General features: G+C 53.4%; 11 protein-coding genes. 9 read left to right on the top strand and 2 right to left on the bottom strand.

The window, feature by feature from the left end:
• Positions 1–164: 164 nt before the first annotated feature.
• Positions 165–704, bottom strand: a complete 540-nt coding sequence (locus RUE5091_RS04525) for a hypothetical protein (RefSeq protein ID WP_131726271.1) — start codon at positions 702–704, stop codon at positions 165–167.
• 244 nt (positions 705–948) lie between these two features.
• Here RUE5091_RS04525 and RUE5091_RS04520 point away from each other — a divergent pair, with 244 nt between their 5' ends.
• From RUE5091_RS04520 to RUE5091_RS04505, 4 genes are read left to right on the top strand one after another with little or no spacing between them, the layout of a single operon-like run.
• The gene (locus RUE5091_RS04520; RefSeq protein WP_058280684.1) at positions 949–2,409 is read left to right on the top strand and encodes a hypothetical protein; all 1,461 of its coding nucleotides are present in this window, start codon (positions 949–951) and stop codon (positions 2,407–2,409) included.
• Positions 2,406–3,482: an OmpA family protein gene (locus RUE5091_RS04515; RefSeq protein ID WP_058280683.1), complete on the top strand. Its 1,077-nt coding sequence runs from the start codon at positions 2,406–2,408 to the stop codon at positions 3,480–3,482. Before RUE5091_RS04520 ends, RUE5091_RS04515 begins: the two co-directional genes overlap by 4 nt.
• The gene (locus RUE5091_RS04510) at positions 3,479–4,789 is read left to right on the top strand and encodes an EH signature domain-containing protein (RefSeq protein ID WP_058280682.1); all 1,311 of its coding nucleotides are present in this window, start codon (positions 3,479–3,481) and stop codon (positions 4,787–4,789) included. Before RUE5091_RS04515 ends, RUE5091_RS04510 begins: the two co-directional genes overlap by 4 nt.
• Positions 4,789–8,004: a DEAD/DEAH box helicase gene (locus tag RUE5091_RS04505; RefSeq protein WP_058280681.1), complete on the top strand. Its 3,216-nt coding sequence runs from the start codon at positions 4,789–4,791 to the stop codon at positions 8,002–8,004. Before RUE5091_RS04510 ends, RUE5091_RS04505 begins: the two co-directional genes overlap by 1 nt.
• A gap of 96 nt (positions 8,005–8,100) precedes the next feature.
• On the opposite strand, the gene RUE5091_RS04500 is transcribed toward RUE5091_RS04505, so the two are convergent.
• Positions 8,101–9,666 (bottom strand): DUF3987 domain-containing protein, encoded by a 1,566-nt coding sequence (locus RUE5091_RS04500; protein WP_058280680.1) that lies wholly within the window; start codon positions 9,664–9,666, stop codon positions 8,101–8,103.
• A 332-nt stretch (positions 9,667–9,998) separates the two neighbouring features.
• On the opposite strand from RUE5091_RS04500, the gene RUE5091_RS04495 reads away from it, so the two are divergent.
• The 5 genes from RUE5091_RS04495 to RUE5091_RS04475 are packed head-to-tail and all read left to right on the top strand — an operon-like array spanning position 9,999 to position 17,746.
• On the top strand, positions 9,999–11,519 hold the full coding sequence (locus tag RUE5091_RS04495; RefSeq protein WP_058280679.1) for a type I restriction-modification system subunit M: 1,521 nt from the start codon (positions 9,999–10,001) through the stop codon (positions 11,517–11,519).
• Positions 11,516–12,784, top strand: a complete 1,269-nt coding sequence (locus RUE5091_RS04490; RefSeq protein ID WP_058280678.1) for a restriction endonuclease subunit S — start codon at positions 11,516–11,518, stop codon at positions 12,782–12,784. Before RUE5091_RS04495 ends, RUE5091_RS04490 begins: the two co-directional genes overlap by 4 nt.
• Positions 12,784–13,527: a DUF6615 family protein gene (locus RUE5091_RS04485; RefSeq protein WP_131726270.1), complete on the top strand. Its 744-nt coding sequence runs from the start codon at positions 12,784–12,786 to the stop codon at positions 13,525–13,527. Before RUE5091_RS04490 ends, RUE5091_RS04485 begins: the two co-directional genes overlap by 1 nt.
• Positions 13,527–14,663 (top strand): DUF4268 domain-containing protein, encoded by a 1,137-nt coding sequence (locus RUE5091_RS04480; RefSeq protein WP_058280676.1) that lies wholly within the window; start codon positions 13,527–13,529, stop codon positions 14,661–14,663. The genes RUE5091_RS04485 and RUE5091_RS04480 overlap by 1 nt, the downstream gene beginning before the upstream one ends.
• On the top strand, positions 14,663–17,746 hold the full coding sequence (locus RUE5091_RS04475; protein ID WP_058280675.1) for a type I restriction endonuclease subunit R: 3,084 nt from the start codon (positions 14,663–14,665) through the stop codon (positions 17,744–17,746). The genes RUE5091_RS04480 and RUE5091_RS04475 overlap by 1 nt, the downstream gene beginning before the upstream one ends.
• Positions 17,747–17,768 lie beyond the last annotated feature (22 nt).

Raw genomic sequence — 17,768 nt, 5'->3', positions numbered from 1 at the left:
CCGCTATCGGTGTCATTGACCGATAATCATCCAATTCCGCGCCGGAGAGTCATTTGGCGAACGGAATATTGTTCAACCTTTTGGCGCCTGGCGTCGCAAAGGAGTACTTCAACGACAGGATGGAATTGGGTCCAAATGACGGTTTGCGGAAATTTGGGGGAGATCTATTTTGCCGCTTTCGGAGGGAGAAAAATGGCTGTGGCCGATGAGCGTGTGCCTGCGGGAGCAGGCTCATGCCTGGGGTTGTCCGTCTGGTGCGTTGGTGGCATCTCTCCGCGAAGAAAGGGATGCATAAGCTCATTCTTCCGGACAAATTTGGGTTGGGTGCCTGAGAGCCAAGCCTCAACTTCAAAAGGAAAGATCATCCGTTTGCGGGGGCCGAAACGTAAGAAGTTGGTGAAGCTTTTGTCTTTGTGGGCGCCTTCGTACATGCGCCCGATTGTTTTCTCACTTTCCCCTGTCTCCTTCGCTGCTGCTGGAGCATCAAGCAGGGTGCTCCAAATGCCCGGAGCATGGATCGGGTACGGTTTTTCGAATCCTAATGCTGCGAATATGCGAAGCCTGGGATAACCTTTCCCACGCTTTGGAATGTCGAGGTTTTTCATGAGGTTTCGAGCAAACCCTTCCGAAGTATTTAGAAATTCAGAAAGATCCTTGGTGCTGATTAGCAGTGCATGATCCTTTGCTGATTGATCTGAACACATTTCGATCTCCCTGACGTCTCGTCGGGAAGATGGGTGCATTGGCGTCAAACGAAAAACTTCTTCGGGCCTCAGATGGATTGACAGTGCTTTGGTTCAAACAGTTGGGCAGCATGCCTTTGTGGCTTTAGGGGATTCTGGTGAACAATTAGCGCACTCGATGGTTGAGTTGCATCAATGAAAGTGGAAAAACTGTGTGCAACAAGAGGGTTGCCAGAAAGACGATACCCTCAGATTTGGAGACGAAATGGATTTTGAAAGCGTAGGCGTCTGGGTTCGGGACTTTATCCTGTCGGCGGCCAACATGATCGTTGACGAGCACTGGCCCGGCATCATCAGCGCGGGTCTTTTTGCAGCTATGATGCTATTCGTCATTTGGATCTCCCTCATTTCGTGGTCGCGCAGGCAAGCGCTTGCTGCCGCGCTGAGAGACGCAGAACGCGCTTCCGACAGTTCGGGCCATGGCCTGGATGCAGAAGCCCTGAGAGCGGCACTCAAACGCCGGAAGGGCGCAGCCGACCGTACATTGTCGACTGGATTTTCGGAATATTGTGAAACGCTTACAGTTGTCGGCAGGGGCGACGAGGCGCGGATTCACAACTCAATTCGCCCATCAGCATTCTTGAACGTGGATGATCTTGGATTTTCTTTGAAATCTTTGCGATGGGTTCCGGGAGTTTTCGTTTCTCTTGGTCTGTTGTTAACCTTCCTTGGTTTGGTGGCAGTGCTTCAACAGACCCAGGGTTTATTGAATGGCAACGATGCCGCAACAGTAAGTGCGTTGCGTGAACTTCTGGGGCAAGCTTCAGCCAAATTCACTATGTCTTTGAGTGGGCTGGCCTGTTCCATCATAATCAATTTTTGTCTGCGGTACTGGTCGACCAGAGTTGAAAAGGGGGCCGATTCCTTCGCCGCTTCACTTGAGAAAAATATGGCGTTCATCAGCTTGGAGGATCTCGCAGGGAAGCAGCTGAGGGCAATCGAGGACCAAACAGTACAACAGGCTGAACTGAATACACATTTGGTTGCGAAGCTGAGCGAGCCATTGAACAGGGTGGTGGAACAGTCGGTGCAGAATGTAGGCACCATGGTCGATCAACTGGGAAAAGACATTACCTCGGGGATTGGCGGTTCGTTGGACTCTGTTTCAGAGAGGATGGAAGCTGCTGCAAATGCCTTGTCTTCAATCGGAGACGACCTGAACCTGGCGGGTAAACAATTTGATGAGGCTCTTTCTTCTTCCACGAAGTCCCTGATTTCCGCACTCTCGCGTCTTGAGGAAGTGTCCGAAAAGCTGACAAGCGCAAGTGGAATGGTTGGCGACTTGGCCCCAACGGTCATGGAAACAGTCAAAGAAGGAAATGCGGCAAACTTGCGGGTAGCCGAAGGCGCAACCGAAATGGTTCACGCCGCCAAGACTGCGATCTCGGAGGAGAAACAGGTCGTTTTGGAGGCGATGCTGTCTATCAAAGGCCTGATTGAAGCCTTCGAGAGCCGAGCAGCCGCCTATGATGGGCAGCTTGAGAAAGCCTTTCAGACCTACCAGGTCGAAGTGGGTAAGACGATCGACAAGCTCGAAGATCACGGAAACGGCGTACAGGAGAGGTTCGCCGATGCGTTGTCTACTCTCCAGGCGGTCATTGAAAACGCGAAGGCGTTCGAGCCGGAAAGCCAGCCCAAGTCGTCGGTTGAGGCGATTGCAGAATGAGGCATGCGTTTCGCCAGAGGTTGTCGGAAGAGGAGGAAGAATCCGTCTTCGTTTCGATGACGGACATGACAGTGAGCTTTTTGTTCATCGTGATGATTTTGCTCGCCTTTTTCGCCACCCAGATTACGCCAGGGGAAACAGTCCCGAAACATATGCTCGATGAAGCAGAAAGCATCATCGAGCAGCGGGATCTTCAGGTCAGACAGCTGCTTGAGGAGTTGGAAAGCTATCGTTCAGGAGAACCAAGCATCATCTCTAAGTTGCAGGCTGAAAAAGCGCAGCTTGAGGCCAGAGTGCGTGCGCTGGAAGAAGATATCGACGCAATTCATGCAGAGTTGGAACTGGCGGATGGGGACACCGCCGTGGCACGTATTTCACTGCTCCGAAACGAACTGCAACGCTTGCATGCGCTCTTAGCTGCCAGTTCAGACGAGAACTTGATCGAAAGATACAATACCGTTGTCTCTTTGCAGAGGGCCAGGATCCTTCACGTTTTGCGAGAAAGGATCGTTGCGGTTGATCCCTCGATCGATGTCAGCATTTCGCGCAACCAGGATGCACTCCAATTCAGAGGTGATGGGCTTTTTGCGTCAAATTCAACGACACCATCGCGCCAAGGTCGGGCCAAAATGCGGCTCATTGCTGGTATCCTCCAGGAAGTCATAGCTTGTTTCTCTCTGGGAGAACCATCGACGCTGGGCAGTACTTGCAACGAAGATATTGCTGTAATCGATGCGTTGCAGATTGAAGGTCACGCGGACAGTGTTGGAAGTGATAATCACAACATGGATCTGAGTGCCCGGCGTGGTGCGGCAATCTATGGCGAAATGATTGCGGCCAACCCGCAGTTGCTTGGGTTTATGAACCTGCGTGCACAGCCTGTGCTTTCCGTGTCAGGCTACGGCGAAGGCCGACCAATTGCTGATGAAGCCTTACCTGGTGGCCGGGATGCAAACCGGCGTATCGACATTCGTTTCATAATGTTCTCGCCGGTGGATGAAGCTTCGATACCGTCTGGTCTGGATGATCTGGCGCGCATTCAAAAACTTCTCCAGGGAGGAGAACTCGAATGAGCCTGGCCGATCGACTTGTCCTCAAACCTGACTTCAGTGTTCGCGTCAAAGGTGGAGCCTTGGATAAGGCCGCAGAACGGATCGCAGAAGCCTTTCCTGGGCTCGAGAAACGCGCGCCAGAGGATGTCCCGATCATTCTTCGTAAAGTAGAGGAGGCATATAAGGCGGGAATTTGGCAAGGTGTGACGTCCGGCGATGTTGGTATCGCGGTTTATGAGCATCTTCGAGAAAAGATCGAACTCCCACAGGAATTGCGCCTTTTCCTGGATCAGGAAATGAAGGTTGCAACGAACCCGACCCTGATCGATGCCATGTGCCGGGGATACTTTGTGAGTTGGTCAAAACGAGCGGCCAAGACACGTGTTCTTTCAAACCTTTTGCTTGAAAAGGCCTCCGTACTGCCGACGCGTTGGAAGACAATATTCGCAAAGCACCCGGCCTTTCTTGATATTGAAGATGGCGCAGAGAAGATGGCTGCACGAATGGTCGAAGCCACGACACCTTACCAGTGGCTCAAGTCTGAAGGTTTACCTGCCCCTCACGAAGAAGGCTTGATGAGAGAAACCCATCTCGCATTTCTCAGGCAAACCCCCATGCCACAGACTGAGATGGCCGTAGACAAGCTTCTGGGATGGGTAACACCGCCAAACCGTCCGAAACTTTTTGACCCTTGGGCTGCTGAGACTGTCGAAAAAATTCTATCCCCCTGGGTTTCCACCGACTGCCCTCAGAAGCTCCGCGAATTCAACCTGGAAAGGCTCGTGAATAGGTTCGGCGACCCTCGGACTGATCGCCCAGCTTTTTGGTCCATGGTAGGGCAGCCTTATCGACGGATCCTGCTGAAATGGTTGGCTCGCAAGAGCATGGAAGCGATTTTCGATATTGTGACCAGGGCAGAAGGAGGATCGGAACAGGGGCACCAATGGGCAAATCGAAAACGGTTCTGGATGGGAGTCTATGACAAGGGCCGTATTGAGGAAGCGTGGGTCGCACTCGGCAGCAAAGCCGTGCCCCATGCAAAGGAACTTTATGCTCGTACGGGTGATCCATCCTACATGAGCTTTGGCCACCAAGGCACTCGAAGTGATACCTGTCTGCTCATGATGAAGATCGGATCGAAGACGGTTGTCGAAGGCTCGCATAGTTTTCGGGTGCATATTTTTCCGACACCAACTCGAGCAACTCCTGAGCTTTATCTCAGCAACTACGATCTTGACGATATCTTGCTGCCAGTGGGCCACCAGGATGCCAGAAGGCATGATCCACCTGGCCATTGGATGGAGTGGGTGCAAAGGCGGGTTTTGTAATGCATGAGTTTCAGTTCGATATTGAAGAAAATGGCCTTCGAGTACGAATTTCACAACAAAAGACAGGATTGTTTGCACGCTTTCGGAAACGGGAACCTGTAGATCTAAAAACACTTGCAGGCGCTGAAAGAACCCTTGCTGTTGCCTTTTCGAGCATCCGTGCTTTGGATCGTGACTCCGATCACCATGAACTTTCGGCTGATTACTTGTGGCTGGATCACTGGATGGTGTCACGGCTGGATGACATGTCAGCTTCCGTGCTTGGGATACCCCGGAAACTTTCTGGTGTAGTGTTCCATGCGGAAATGCGAGGATCCCTTGGGAGCGAGAGCTTTGCTCTGCAGTGGTGGTGGGAGCGTGACAAGCGGCAAATTCGGCTCAATCGTACGGGTGCGATAGTAGAATCTGGCGGCGTTTTCATGCGATTGCCTGCGCAGATCTATGACGCAATCTTCTTGTCTGAAGCCTTCGACGGCGGCAGGCCTCTGCCAGAACACTGGCGCGCGCTCTCGGAGTTTCGTGCGGCATTGGGTGACCTTGAAGATGACGGGTTAACGCGGCCAGAACGTTATCTGGAAAAGGTGGAAATTGTCGCGTGTGACAAGGTGGGGTTGGCTGTCGATCCCGAGGATCCATTGGGATTTGCGCCGCTACCATTTGTATCTCAGCAAATCCGACAAGGAGAAATGGCGTCCGAGGTTTCCGCCGCGCTCCAGGGCGATGAGCTTTCTGCCTTCAAAGACGATTCCAACCGCCGAGGCGCTCAACCAGCATATCGGGTAGGAGAGAACAGGTTCCTGATCCTGGACAAGTCTGTTGTGCCGGTTGTCGATGTGATTTCGCGCCATGCGAGAGGAACAGACCAGGAGAAGAGGAATTTCCTCGAAAATGCAGATCGCTTGGTTGCAGAAGCGATTGAGCAAGCTCTGATAGATGAGGGTCGGCTGAACGAACTGATGCCGTCTGCCGATCTGGTAGATGCGGTTGAAACAGAGTTCGAAAAAGCTTGGGCTGAAACGCGGGAGTGGACTGATCGCGTTATCGAGATCAGGAAGTGGACCAAGCCCGAGATCGAAATTCTTGAAGGATCTGGCACGTCGTGGTTGCCTGATGACATTGAAGCTGTCGTTGGTGAGATCCTGGGTACCATTCCAGAAGAGGATCTGGATACCGTGTTGAAGGCTCTCCTTGCTGCGCAGGAGAGCGGGGATCTGGAGGTCCTGCTTGAACAAGGAGTTCTTCCTGTCACGGAGTTGGTTATCCAGGCAGTGAGACGGCGTCTGGAACTGTATCTCAATCGAATCAGCCAGGATCAGGCAGAAGAAGGCGAGGTCACGGCCATTTTGCCGGTGACACATGACAATTTCTGGGAACTCGAATTCCGCGAAAGGTTGCGCGACAGACCTTCAGCAACGGAGCGAGGGTTGCCCAGTTCGCTAAAGAAATCTTTGTACGTACATCAGAGAAACGCCTTTGATTGGCAATTGTCTGCATGGGAGGCCGGTCTCCCTGGAATCCTGAATGCTGATGAACAAGGTCTTGGAAAGACCGTTCAAACGCTCTCTTTCCTGGCATGGTTGAATGAGAGGATGACGAAAGGTGAATTGCCTACCAAACCGTTTCTCATTGTCGCCCCCACATCCTTGCTTAGGAATTGGGAAGATGAAACCAGGAAGCACCTTCTGCCGGGTATTTTCGATGAGCCGGTTCGTCTCTATGGCCGCGAACTCAAGGCGTGGCGCGTTCAGGGTGAACGGGGCAGGGACATTCAGGATGGTCGCGCGAAACTTGACCTCTCCAGTCTTGTTGATTGCTCCGAGCCGCGACTCGTAATTACCACTTACCAAACTTTGGCAAATTACGCGGTGACCTTTGCCCAAACTCCTTTCGAAGTCGCCGTGTTTGATGAAATCCAGAATCTCAAGAACCCATCAACGTTGCGTTCGAATGCGGCGAAGGCTGTCAACGCTGACTTTCGAATTGGTTTGACTGGAACTCCCGTTGAGAATGCTACCCGCGACATTTGGGCTATCATGGATCAGCTGATTCCCGGGGCTCTGGGTGCGCTCAACGATTTTCGTATCGCCTTTGACATTCCAAAGCAGGGTAACATGCAAGAGTTGCACCGTGCCGTGTTCTCATCGATCAACGGGTACCCGGCATTGGGCATTCGACGCACAAAAGAGAAAGCTGCATCGGATCTGCCACCCAAAGTGAGGGTGCTGCATCCACGCATCATGCCAGAGATCCAAGCGCTCAGATATGATGAGGCTCGTAAACCCGGGCAATCCCTGTTTGGCCTCCTGCACCACATCAGGAGAACATCCTTGCATCCGGGTTTGTTGGAAGGTGAAGCGCCTGAAACTTTTATCCACGCTTCAGCCCGTATTGAGGCTGCCATAGATGTCCTTCGAGCGATCCAGGCAAAGGGGGAAAAGGCGCTCGTGTTTGTCGAGAACAGGGATGTTCAAGCCTGGTTTGCTGAACTGGTCAAAATCGAATTCGGCTTGCCACGCGTCGAAATCATCAATGGATCAACACCGGTGTCGCATCGAAAGGAAATCACAGACCATTTTCAACGCCATATGCAGCATGATGAAGGTTTCGATGTCCTTGTATTGGGGCCGCGTGCGGCAGGTACGGGGTTGACCCTGACAGCGGCAAACCACGTGATCCATTTGACTCGCTGGTGGAATCCCGCGGTCGAAGAACAATGCAACGACCGAACTCACCGCATTGGACAGACCCGCCCGGTTACTGTGCATATCCCCTTGGCTATACACCCGCGCCTCCAGCGCGGTTCTTTTGATTGCCTGTTGCAGAACTTGATGAAGAACAAAAGATCCCTGGCAGACAGCGTACTATGGCCTCCTGAAAGTGATGAAAGCGAGGTCCGCGCGCTTTACGACGCAATCGTTTCCGCTGAGGAGGAGGATGGTCTCGCAGCAGATGAGGGGCTTGTTCTCTCAGGCCGCCCGGACTTGGAAACGCAGGAGCTTGGCGAGAACATACTTCGGGTGTGCCTGAAGGGGGGAGGAGCCTCGGTCGTAGTAGCCCTGGATGGTGCAGACCTTCAGCGGGTTATCTTAAGGCCAGAGACGGATGCTGCGGCAATCGTCCTTTCTGACTTCGACAATCTTCCTGAAGGCACGAATGTTCCAACGTCAATTCTGGGTGGGTCAGCGCTCTGGCCAGAATTCGTATTGCCGGATTGATGATTTGAAGTCAGTTGCTTTCCTTCCGCCCGTCCTTTCGGATCAACACGCATTCTCGTTGATCCGAAAGGCAGGGCGAATCTGGGCACAGTCTCTTCAACTTGCGGCTTCGAATATAGGGTCTTCATCCTCGCCAAGCGGCAGTTGGAAGTTCAGTACGTTGGAGGACGTCGATGAAATATGCAAATCTGCCGACCGGTAGGCCTCAAGCACCCTTGCAAGACGCTTCTTGTTTCTCCAGTTTTCCTGGGTGTCTTCGTGCTTCTTGTTTGCCATGTGCTCTGAGTGCAAACGATCTGCAATCGTTTGATTCTCCTGATTGAACAATGGTTGGTTATTCGGTTTTTCGAGGCTTGCAAGCAGCTCCATGATTTCCTTGATCTGGGCCGAATTCAGGATCTGACGAGCTTTGGAACTTAGGTTTTTCTGGATTTCTCGAGCAGTTGGCTCTTTGCCGGTTCTTTCGCGGTGACGCTCCCGCCGCTCAGCTACAATGCGAACCGGGTCTGACCAACCGGTGTCGTATTCCCGGATCATTATCAATGCACATTCCATGTGGTACTCTGCATAGCGCGTAGCGATCCGTGCCGTTTCAACGTCGATTTCCTTCTGCGATCTTCCGAGCAGGAAGTGAATGACCACCAAATACGACAGGACGGAAAAACCAATCCGGCGAATGAAGGATCCTGGCAGGAGGCTGTTGCCCCAAGTAGGGCGAAGCTCCTGCCACCACGCTTCAATGAAAGGCAGTGTCTCAGGGGCCAGCGTATAGTCGCCGCAGGAGTTCTTCTGCGCACAAAGTGCATGCCACATTTCACGAAGGCCTTCCTGTTCTATCTTGTTCTTTTCTCCCTGGAAGAAAAGAAAGTGATCGAACATATCGGTATCGGTCCGATTTTCGGCTATGACATAGTTGAAACGCTGGCAAAGGCCGTCGAGCATGCTCGGGAGATCAATGTTCATCTTCCACGTTTCGCGTACTGTTAGGCCCAGAAATGTGAAGTGTGGGTCGGTAACAGTGAGCTTGTTTTCCTCGCTCTTTAGCCGGTTGGCGATTTCCTCATGAGAGTACGCGTCGAGAATCCATGGTTTGATCCGTGCGTAATTTGAATGAGTTAGAACCAATTTGAAGAATTGGCCCACCTCGTCCTGGAACCAATAGGACCCGTTGTTCTCTTTCAGGTCGATAATCCATTGTGCGTCGCTGCTATATTTCGGGAACATCCGAACAGGGGTGGTCTGGTCCTCGCCAAACAGAGTGTCCTTAACCCGGTTTGTGGCCAGGGTTTTGGAACTTGCTGAAGAAGCCATGGCGATAGTCCAGAGGATCGGCCGATGTGGCTTCATTCCTGGGATCATCAACGAGGCACCACTTTGTGTCAGCCAGGAAGACGCGATCATGATCAACTGGAACAAGGGGAGGGCGTAGCTGGTGTCCGTGGCATCGAAGTGCTTGAGCATGCGTTGGATGTAGGAGCCACGAGGCACGAGTGGCAGGATGTCCAATGCCTCCGGGCGTTCCTTGACCGTGAGCATGGCGACAAGGTCGCTTTTCTCCTTCTCGGTCAGCGCTCGTTTGCGCTTGCCATCGTTTACCCGAAGATCATTGAACAGGCTCGGCTTGGTCTTACGGTTTGTTGAGGTCTTGGATTTCTGTGCCATCTGCACGCCTTTCTACTTTTCTGCGTGCACGGGACGTGTTGTCATGAACCCTGATCAGGTAACTGGGTTTGATAGGGTGTCGAACTTCGGAAAATGCCAGGGGGCGCCGACAACCGACAGTTTTTGTAAGTGACTGCTATTAAATTGAAAAACCTGTAATTGCATCGCCGACAAGCCGCCGACAAAATGCTACTCAACGAGTTGCAGGCAGGACGTTCCAACTTTTTTCTTTTCGATCCAGATCATTGAACCAACGACAAAAATCGGCCAAAACTCATCGCAAGGTTGTTCCGCCTCCAAGGCAGACCAGGAAGTATTTTCAAGGACAGATCATGAGCATCGAAAAGACGTTATTTGCCGCCGCCGACAAGATGCGCGGCTCAATGGATGCGGGCGAGTACAAACACATAGCCCTGGGTCTGCTGTTCCTGCGCCACGTCTCGATGTCCTTTGAACGCCTGCACGATCAGCTCTCCAAGGAAGAATACTCCGACCCGGAGGATCCGGATGAATACCTGGCCGAGAGCATCTTCTGGGTGCCGGAAAAGGCGCGATGGTCGACACTGGCCAAGCAATCCAAGGATCCCAAGATCGGGATCATGATCGACGATGCCATGCGGGCGATCGAGGCAGACAATGAAAGCCTCAAGGGCGCGCTGCCCAAGGTCTTCGGCAAGGAGAGCATCGACCGCACGATGCTCACTGGCCTGATCGACCTGTTCACCAACCTCAAGATGGAAGGTAGCAAAGCTGACTTCGACCTCATCGGACGCATCTACGAATACTGTATCGGCGAATTTGCCAGTTCCGAAGGCAAGCGCGGCGGCGAATTCTATACGCCCAAATCCGTCGTCGACACGCTGATTGAGATGATTGAGCCCACCAAGGGGCGTGTCTATGACCCATGTTGCGGCACCGGGGGATTCTTCGTTCAGTCCGAAAAATTCATCGACGCCCACTCAGGCCAGCGCAATGACATCGCCATCTATGGTCAGGAGCGTAACCACACCACCTTTGGCCTCGCGCGCATGAACCTGGCGATCCGTGGTATCTTTGGCGACATCCGCTGGAATTCCGAGGGTACCCTGGTCAAGGACGCCTTTGCGGACGAACGGTTCGACTATGTCCTGGCAAATCCGCCCTTCAACATTTCAGACTGGTCGGGCGAGTTGCTGCGCGAAGATGCGCGCTGGAAATATGGTGCGCCGCCGGTGGGCAATGCCAACTTTGCCTGGATCCAGCATATCCATCACCACTTGTCCGCATCAGGCATCGGCGGGGTGGTCATGGCCAACGGTTCCATGTCGTCGATGTCCGGGGGCGAGGGCGACATTCGCCGAGCGCTGGTCGAGGGCGACGCAGTGGATGCCATGGTGGCTCTGCCGGGGCAGCTGTTCTATGGCACCCAGATCCCAGCCTGCCTGTGGATCATGGCCAAAGACAAATCCAACGGCATTGCGAAGGAGGCCAAGCTGCGCGACCGGAGGGGTGAGGTGCTGTTCATCGACGCCCGCAAGATGGGCGCGCTGGTACCGGGCAGCCGCAAGCAGAAAGAACTGTCTGAGGACGAGATCACCCGCATCGCCACCGCCTATCACGCTTGGCGGGGGGAGCCGGATGTGGGCGAATACGAAGACGTGCCTGGCTTCTGCAAATCCGCGGACAAGGACGAGATCGCCAAACACAACTTCGTCCTGACCCCGGGCCGCTATGTCGGGGCCGGGGCCGCCGAGGAAGACGACGAACCCTTCGAAGAGAAATTTTCCCGTCTGATGGGGGAACTCCGTGGCCAGTTTGCCGAGGGGCGGCGGCTTGAGAAGGAAATCGAGGACCGGCTGGGGGCGTTGGGATGATCGAATGGCCAACGTACACGGTTGAGGAACTGGTGGCGGAATCTGTTTTGGCTAAGCCAATGGACGGAAACCACGGTTCAATACATCCGAAATCAGCCGATTATGTCCCTTCTGGCATTCCCTTTGTGATGGCTTCGGACTTAGAGCACGGCCGCGTCAACACTAATTCCTGCAGCTTCATTTCCGAAGCGCAAGCCAACTCGTTGCGTAAAGGCTTTGCCAAAGAAGGTGATGTTCTCATTTCGCACAAGGCAACGATTGGCCGCGTGGCTATGGTGGGCAAAATCGAATCGTCCTTCCTGATGTTGACTCCGCAAGTCACGTATTATCGGGTTCTGAAAACGGATATCTTGGATAGGCGATTCCTATTCTACTATTTCCAATCGAGGCCCTTCCTTGAGGTTTTGGGGCAATGGGCCGGTGATGGGTCAACTCGGGCGTATCTCGGCATAACTGGTCAGCTCAAGTTGCCAATTATGATGCCACCCATCAACGAACAACACGAAATCGCCGCGATTCTTGGAGCGCTGGATGACAAGATCGAGCTGAACCGCAAGACGGCGGCGACCTTGGAAGAGATGGCGCGGGTGCTGTATCGGTCGTGGTTCGTCGATTTTGACCCCGTCCACGCCAAATCCGCAGGCCTCGCCCCGGCCCACATGGACATCCAAACCGCCGATCTATTCCCCGACAGTTTCGGTGAGGATGGCCTGCCGGAGGGGTGGGTGCCAGAAACAATTGGGGACCTGTTCACCCTTCAAAGGGGCTTTGATCTGCCAAAGAAGAATCGTGCGGACGGGCCTTACCCGGTGCTCGCGGCCGGAGGTCACCATGGGACACACAAAGAATTCAAGGTGAAGGGGCCAGGGGTCACCACCGGCCGAAGCGGGGTGATCGGGGAAGTGTTCCTGGTTCTGGAAGATTTTTGGCCGCTGAACACATCTCTTTGGGTAAAAGAATTTAAGAAATGCTCGCCATTTTTTGCATACTTCTTCCTGCAAACTCTGGATTTGAAGGCTTTGAATTCAGGCTCGGCAGTGCCTTCCTTGAACCGAAATAACGTCCACAACTTGGCCGTTGGCACACCTCCTTTCGAGGTCATTTCGTCTTTCGACAACTTGGTCTCTCCTATGTTTGAACGCATACAGACGGCAACCAACGAAAACCAAACCCTCGCCACCCTCCGCGACACGCTCCTGCCGCGCCTGATGTCCGGCGCATTGCGTGTCGGAGAGGTGAAAGAGCAGGTGGAGGACGCCGTCTGATGCCTTCCGCGATTTCCTTGCGAGACTACCTTCGCCAGCGTGCAGCTTGGGTCTGGAATGAACAGGGCCACGCTTTCAATAACGGCTTGGCACTCCAGGAGGAAACACTCACTGAGATGCTTCTTCTCCGCATGGCCCGAGATCACGCGAAGCATGGGCTCAATGTGACCATGTTTAACAAGACTGAGGAGGGGATCAACGGTGCAGACTGGGAGTGGATCATCCGTACCAGGTTTTGTGAGTTGGGATTACGAGTGCAGGCTAAACGACTATATCACAAGGACAAATCGAAGGACTACGGCGGGCTGGATCCGTCATCACCTCAAGCAGGGAAATTGATCAAGAGAGCAGGATCGAACATCCCGCTGTATGTTTTCTTCAATCATGATCATGGCGTGAATTCCAAGCTTCTGCATGGAGGCGGGGAACACCCTTATCGCGGTCGAAGCTATTGGGGGTGTTCTATCGCTTGTGCTAAAAAGGTGAAAGCCGCGGGCACCAACAAGCTTAGTGACTTGAAGAAGCATATGAAGCCCTGGCATCGCTTGGTTACCATGTCCGGAAAGTGTGATGCGAAGAATGCGCTTGGTATCACTCAGGATGAGATGAACGCTTCCATGCCGGTTTCGCGGCGAGTTGTGCTTGAAAACATCAGAAACCGCGATTTCATGTCTCAGTATATTCAAACGGAAGAATTGGCTGGTGTGGCTATTTTGGATTTTTCCGATTTTCGAGGGGAATAATGTTTCAAGTCGATTTATCCCAAAACCGTATTCAAAAGCTTGAAGAAAAGAGATTTTCCGACCTCAACCTGCGAGAGCGGGAGCACCTTCAGGAATGGCTGGCCGGGCAGCCGGATGCCCTGGGCGAGGAGCTGTTGATCATCCAGAAGGAATTCGACGGTTTCGCCGACACGCGCGAACGGCTCGACCTGCTGGCGCTCGACAAGGACGGGCAGTTGGTGGTGATCGAAAACAAGCTCGACGACAGCGGCCGGGATGTAACCTGGCAGGCGCTGAAATACACCGCCTATGTGTCTGGGCTCACCAAGACGCAGATCATCGACATCTACCAGCAGTACCTGGACCGGTATTGCGGGGGCGGAAATGCTGCGGCGCAGATCTGCGAATTCCTGGATGTTGAAGAGCTTGGAGAGGTCATCCTGAATCCGGGGAATGACCAGCGTCTGATCTTCATCGCTGCCAACTTCAGGAAGGAAGTCACATCGACCGTCCTCTGGCTGCGAGAGCATCGCATTGATGCGCGGTGCTTCAAGGTCGTGCCGTATGTGTTTGGAGAAGAACTCTTTGTTGATATCCAGCCGGTGATCCCCACGCCTGAAGCAGCGGATTTCATGATTGGAATGGCCGAGAAAGAGACCGAGGCGCGCGGTGCACAGGGCGAACAGAAGAACCGACACAAATTGCGCCGTGACTATTGGGAAATGGCCCTGGAGGCTTTGAAGGAAGCGGGGGACACGCTTTATCAGAATATCAGTCCCAGCAAGGATCACTGGTTGAGTGCTGGGTCAGGCGTGCGCTCCTGCCATTATGCCATGATTTTCGGCAAGGCGCTGCTTCGTGTGGAATTTTCCTTTGCTCGCGCTTCCGCTGAAGAAAATAAATGGTTGTTTGACCGACTAATTCAGAAGCGGGAACAAATCGAGGCCGACTTTGGGAACAAAATCGAATGGCTGAGGCTGGATGACAAAAAGGCTTGCAGACTTCAGTATGAGATCCCCTGTGACGGGTTCAATCGAGATGAATGGCCTAAACATATCGCCTGGCATGTAGAGCACATCCAGAAGTGGGAGAGAGCGTTGAGAGGGCCACTGGCTGAGGTCAACCAGGCCCTGAAAGCAAACGGTGGTGTTTCCTGATGGCCTGGGCGAGCGAAGCGGACCTTGAAGCTGTCTTCATGGAAGACCTTGGGGCGCTGGGGTACTCCGTCCACCACGGTTCTGAGATTTCGCCTGAAATGCGCAATCCGATGCGAACGAGTTTCCGAGAGACCTTTCTTCTGCCGGTGTTCTTCGATGCGTTGAAACGACTGAACCCTGAGCTGCCGGTCACTGCGGTGCAGGAGGCCGCGACGCGGGTACATGATGTCGTGTACGCCACTGACGTTGTCCAGGAAAACCGGCGTCTGCATGACCTTCTCGTCAATGGTGTGGCTCTGACCTATTTCGCCGATGGTGAAGAACGCAATGCGCGTGTTCAGATTGTTGATTGGGAAAACCAGAAGAATGACTGGCGTGCCGTCAATCAGGTGGATGTAGTCGGAAAGAACCCTCGGATACCAGATGTGGTACTATTCCTGAACGGCCTGCCACTGGTCGTTGTTGAGCTGAAGGGGACGGAAGGGGCCGGAATTGACGCCGCCTATCGGCAGATTGACACATACAAAGAAGATATCCCTGATCTGTTTCGCACATCGCTTCTTACCGTGATTTCAGATGGGTTGAATGCCCGCTATGGCTCGTTGTCGGCCGGACTGGATCGTTTCATGCGATGGCGTACCATCGACGGCGAAACTATAGTCGAAGAAAATACGTCTCTTGCCCTCCAAACTCTGACCCAAGGGCTTTTGGATCCACAGACGCTTCTGGACCTGATGCGCTGGTTTGTAGTGTTCGAGGATGAGGGTAGAGGACCGGTCAAGAAGATTGCCGGCTACCATCAATTCCATGCAGTACGGAAGGCGATCCAGACGATTCTGATGGCTCAGGGGGGGGATGGCAAAGGCGGTGTCATCTGGCACACACAAGGGTCTGGTAAGTCTCTGCTGATGACCTTCCTTGCCGGGCGCGTTATGCGGCACCCTGGCCTTGAAAATCCGACCCTGGTGGTTCTGACTGACCGTAATGATCTGGATAATCAGCTTTTTGCGACCTTCGGTCGGTGCAAGGATCTGTTTGGCGAAGATCCAGTCCAGGCCGACAGCATCAGTGACCTGAAAGACCTACTTAATCGTGAAGTGGGTGGTGTTGTCTTTTCCACGATACAGAAATTCCGTCCGGAAACAGGTGAAGTTTTCCCAGAACTGACGGACCGATCCAACGTGATCGTCATGGTCGACGAGGCGCACCGCACTCAATATGGGTTCGAGGCGAAGATTAAGAAGGAGACTGGGGAAGTCCGTCATGGCCTTGCATACCAACTTCGTCAGGCGCTCCCCAATGCTGTTTACATCGCCTTCACAGGAACTCCTGTTGAGTTGGTCGGAGCTAACACAAGGAGTGTATTTGGCGAATACATTGATGTGTATGACATCGCCCAAGCCGTAGAGGATGGAGCGACGGTTCCAATCTACTATGAAGCACGAGTTGCCAAGGTCGAGCTGGACGAGGAGTTTTCCAGGGAACTCGACGAGAAATTCGACGAAGCCACCGAAATAATGGAAGATACCGAGGCGGCGGCGATCGCTCGAAAATGGTCGCGTGTCGAAGCACTGGTTGGAGCCAACAAGCGCCTGGATACGGTGGTCGAAGACATCCTGGAGCATTTCGACGCGCGGCTTGAGGCGATGGACGGCAAGGCGATGATTGTGTGCATGAGCCGACGCATATGCGTGGAAGTGTACAATAGGATCGTGGAACTGAGGCCTGAATGGCATGGGGACACTGACGAAACTGGTCAGGTCAAAGTCATCATGACTGGCAGCGCAACAGATCCCGCAGAATTTCGGCCCCATATTCGCTCGAAGTCCCGCCAGGAAGCGATCAGGAACCGAACAAAGGATCCCACGGATCCATTGAAGCTCGTCATCGTCCGTGACATGTGGTTGACCGGATTTGATGCACCCTGCATGCATACACTTTATGTCGACAAGCCGATGCGAGGGCATGGCCTCATGCAAGCTATCGCCCGGGTGAACCGTGTATTTCAGGACAAACCTGCAGGGCTTGTCGTTGATTACATTGGTATCGCTGCGGAATTGAAAAGTGCGCTTGCCCACTACAGTCAGTCCGACCAGCAACAGACAGGGATCAGTGAAGCCGAGGCCGTCGCGGCTTTCCTGGATGCGCTTGACGTGGCGCGCACCCAGTTCCATGGGTTTGACTACTCTCAAGCTTTGGGAGGGACGCCTGCGGAACGGCTTCGCGTACTACCGAGTGCTCTCGATCACATTTTGCAAAGCGACAGACTGGGTGAAGGCGGGGCAGTGAAGCGCTTCAACGATGCCACTGCGGCCCTGGTAAAGGCCTTCAAACTCGCCTCAGGCAGTCCTCAAGCCACCGACCACACGGAAGAAGTAGCCTTTTTCTCTGCCGTCAGATCAGGCCTGGAAAAAGTTGGGGCGGCGCCGGTTGGGCGGTCATCCCGGAATCCGGATTTTGCAATTCAGCAGCTTGTGAATCGTGCAGTTGCGTCAACAGAGGTTGTTGATATCCTTGAAGCTTGCGGCTTCGATCGTCCTGATATCAGCGTTCTGTCTGATGCCTTCATGATCGAAATCCAAAATATGAAGTACAAGAACCTGGCGGTGGAAGCTCTCAAGAAGCTTCTCAACGGAGAGATCTCTGCGAAGACCAGAACGAATATCGTCCAGAAAGAGGAGTTTTCCTCTCGTCTGGAGCAAGCGATTTCTAAATATCACAATAGAAGTGTCGACGCCCTTCAGATCCTTCAGGAACTGATCGAAATTGCGAAGGACCTTCGGGATCAACCTGACGACGGTTTGTCTGCGGAAGAACGCGCATTTTATGATGCCCTGTCGCAAAATGACAGCGCGGTTGAGATCATGGACAATGATAAGTTGCGTGTAATAGCCGCGGAACTGGTGAATACGGTACGAAAGAATTCAGGTACGGATTGGTGGCGCCGGGATAATGTGCGAGCGAGGATGCGCATTGCAGTGAAGAAAATTCTTCAGCGGCATGGATACCCACCTGATCTTGCATCTGAGGCTGTGAAGACCGTTCTTCGTCAAGCCGAAGCCCTGGCAGTCGAGCTACGTTGAGCGACACGTTGAACCAAGGAGA

This window comes from Ruegeria denitrificans (genome assembly GCF_001458295.1).
GTDB classification, from domain to species: Bacteria; Pseudomonadota; Alphaproteobacteria; order Rhodobacterales; family Rhodobacteraceae; genus Ruegeria; species Ruegeria denitrificans.
The sequence above is the reverse complement of the archived record's forward strand: the minus strand, read 5'-3'. Positions and strand labels throughout refer to the sequence as shown.

Excerpts from the sequence above, each read along its gene's own strand:
- RUE5091_RS04525 (WP_131726271.1), bottom strand. The coding sequence starts at position 704 with ATGTGTTCAGATCAATCAGCAAAGGATCATGCACTGCTAATCAGCACC.
- RUE5091_RS04520 (WP_058280684.1), top strand. The coding sequence starts at position 949 with ATGGATTTTGAAAGCGTAGGCGTCTGGGTTCGGGACTTTATCCTGTCG.
- RUE5091_RS04515 (WP_058280683.1), top strand. The coding sequence starts at position 2,406 with ATGAGGCATGCGTTTCGCCAGAGGTTGTCGGAAGAGGAGGAAGAATCC.
- RUE5091_RS04510 (WP_058280682.1), top strand. The coding sequence starts at position 3,479 with ATGAGCCTGGCCGATCGACTTGTCCTCAAACCTGACTTCAGTGTTCGC.
- RUE5091_RS04505 (WP_058280681.1), top strand. The coding sequence starts at position 4,789 with ATGCATGAGTTTCAGTTCGATATTGAAGAAAATGGCCTTCGAGTACGA.
- RUE5091_RS04500 (WP_058280680.1), bottom strand. The coding sequence starts at position 9,666 with ATGGCACAGAAATCCAAGACCTCAACAAACCGTAAGACCAAGCCGAGC.
- RUE5091_RS04495 (WP_058280679.1), top strand. The coding sequence starts at position 9,999 with ATGAGCATCGAAAAGACGTTATTTGCCGCCGCCGACAAGATGCGCGGC.
- RUE5091_RS04490 (WP_058280678.1), top strand. The coding sequence starts at position 11,516 with ATGATCGAATGGCCAACGTACACGGTTGAGGAACTGGTGGCGGAATCT.
- RUE5091_RS04485 (WP_131726270.1), top strand. The coding sequence starts at position 12,784 with ATGCCTTCCGCGATTTCCTTGCGAGACTACCTTCGCCAGCGTGCAGCT.
- RUE5091_RS04480 (WP_058280676.1), top strand. The coding sequence starts at position 13,527 with ATGTTTCAAGTCGATTTATCCCAAAACCGTATTCAAAAGCTTGAAGAA.
- RUE5091_RS04475 (WP_058280675.1), top strand. The coding sequence starts at position 14,663 with ATGGCCTGGGCGAGCGAAGCGGACCTTGAAGCTGTCTTCATGGAAGAC.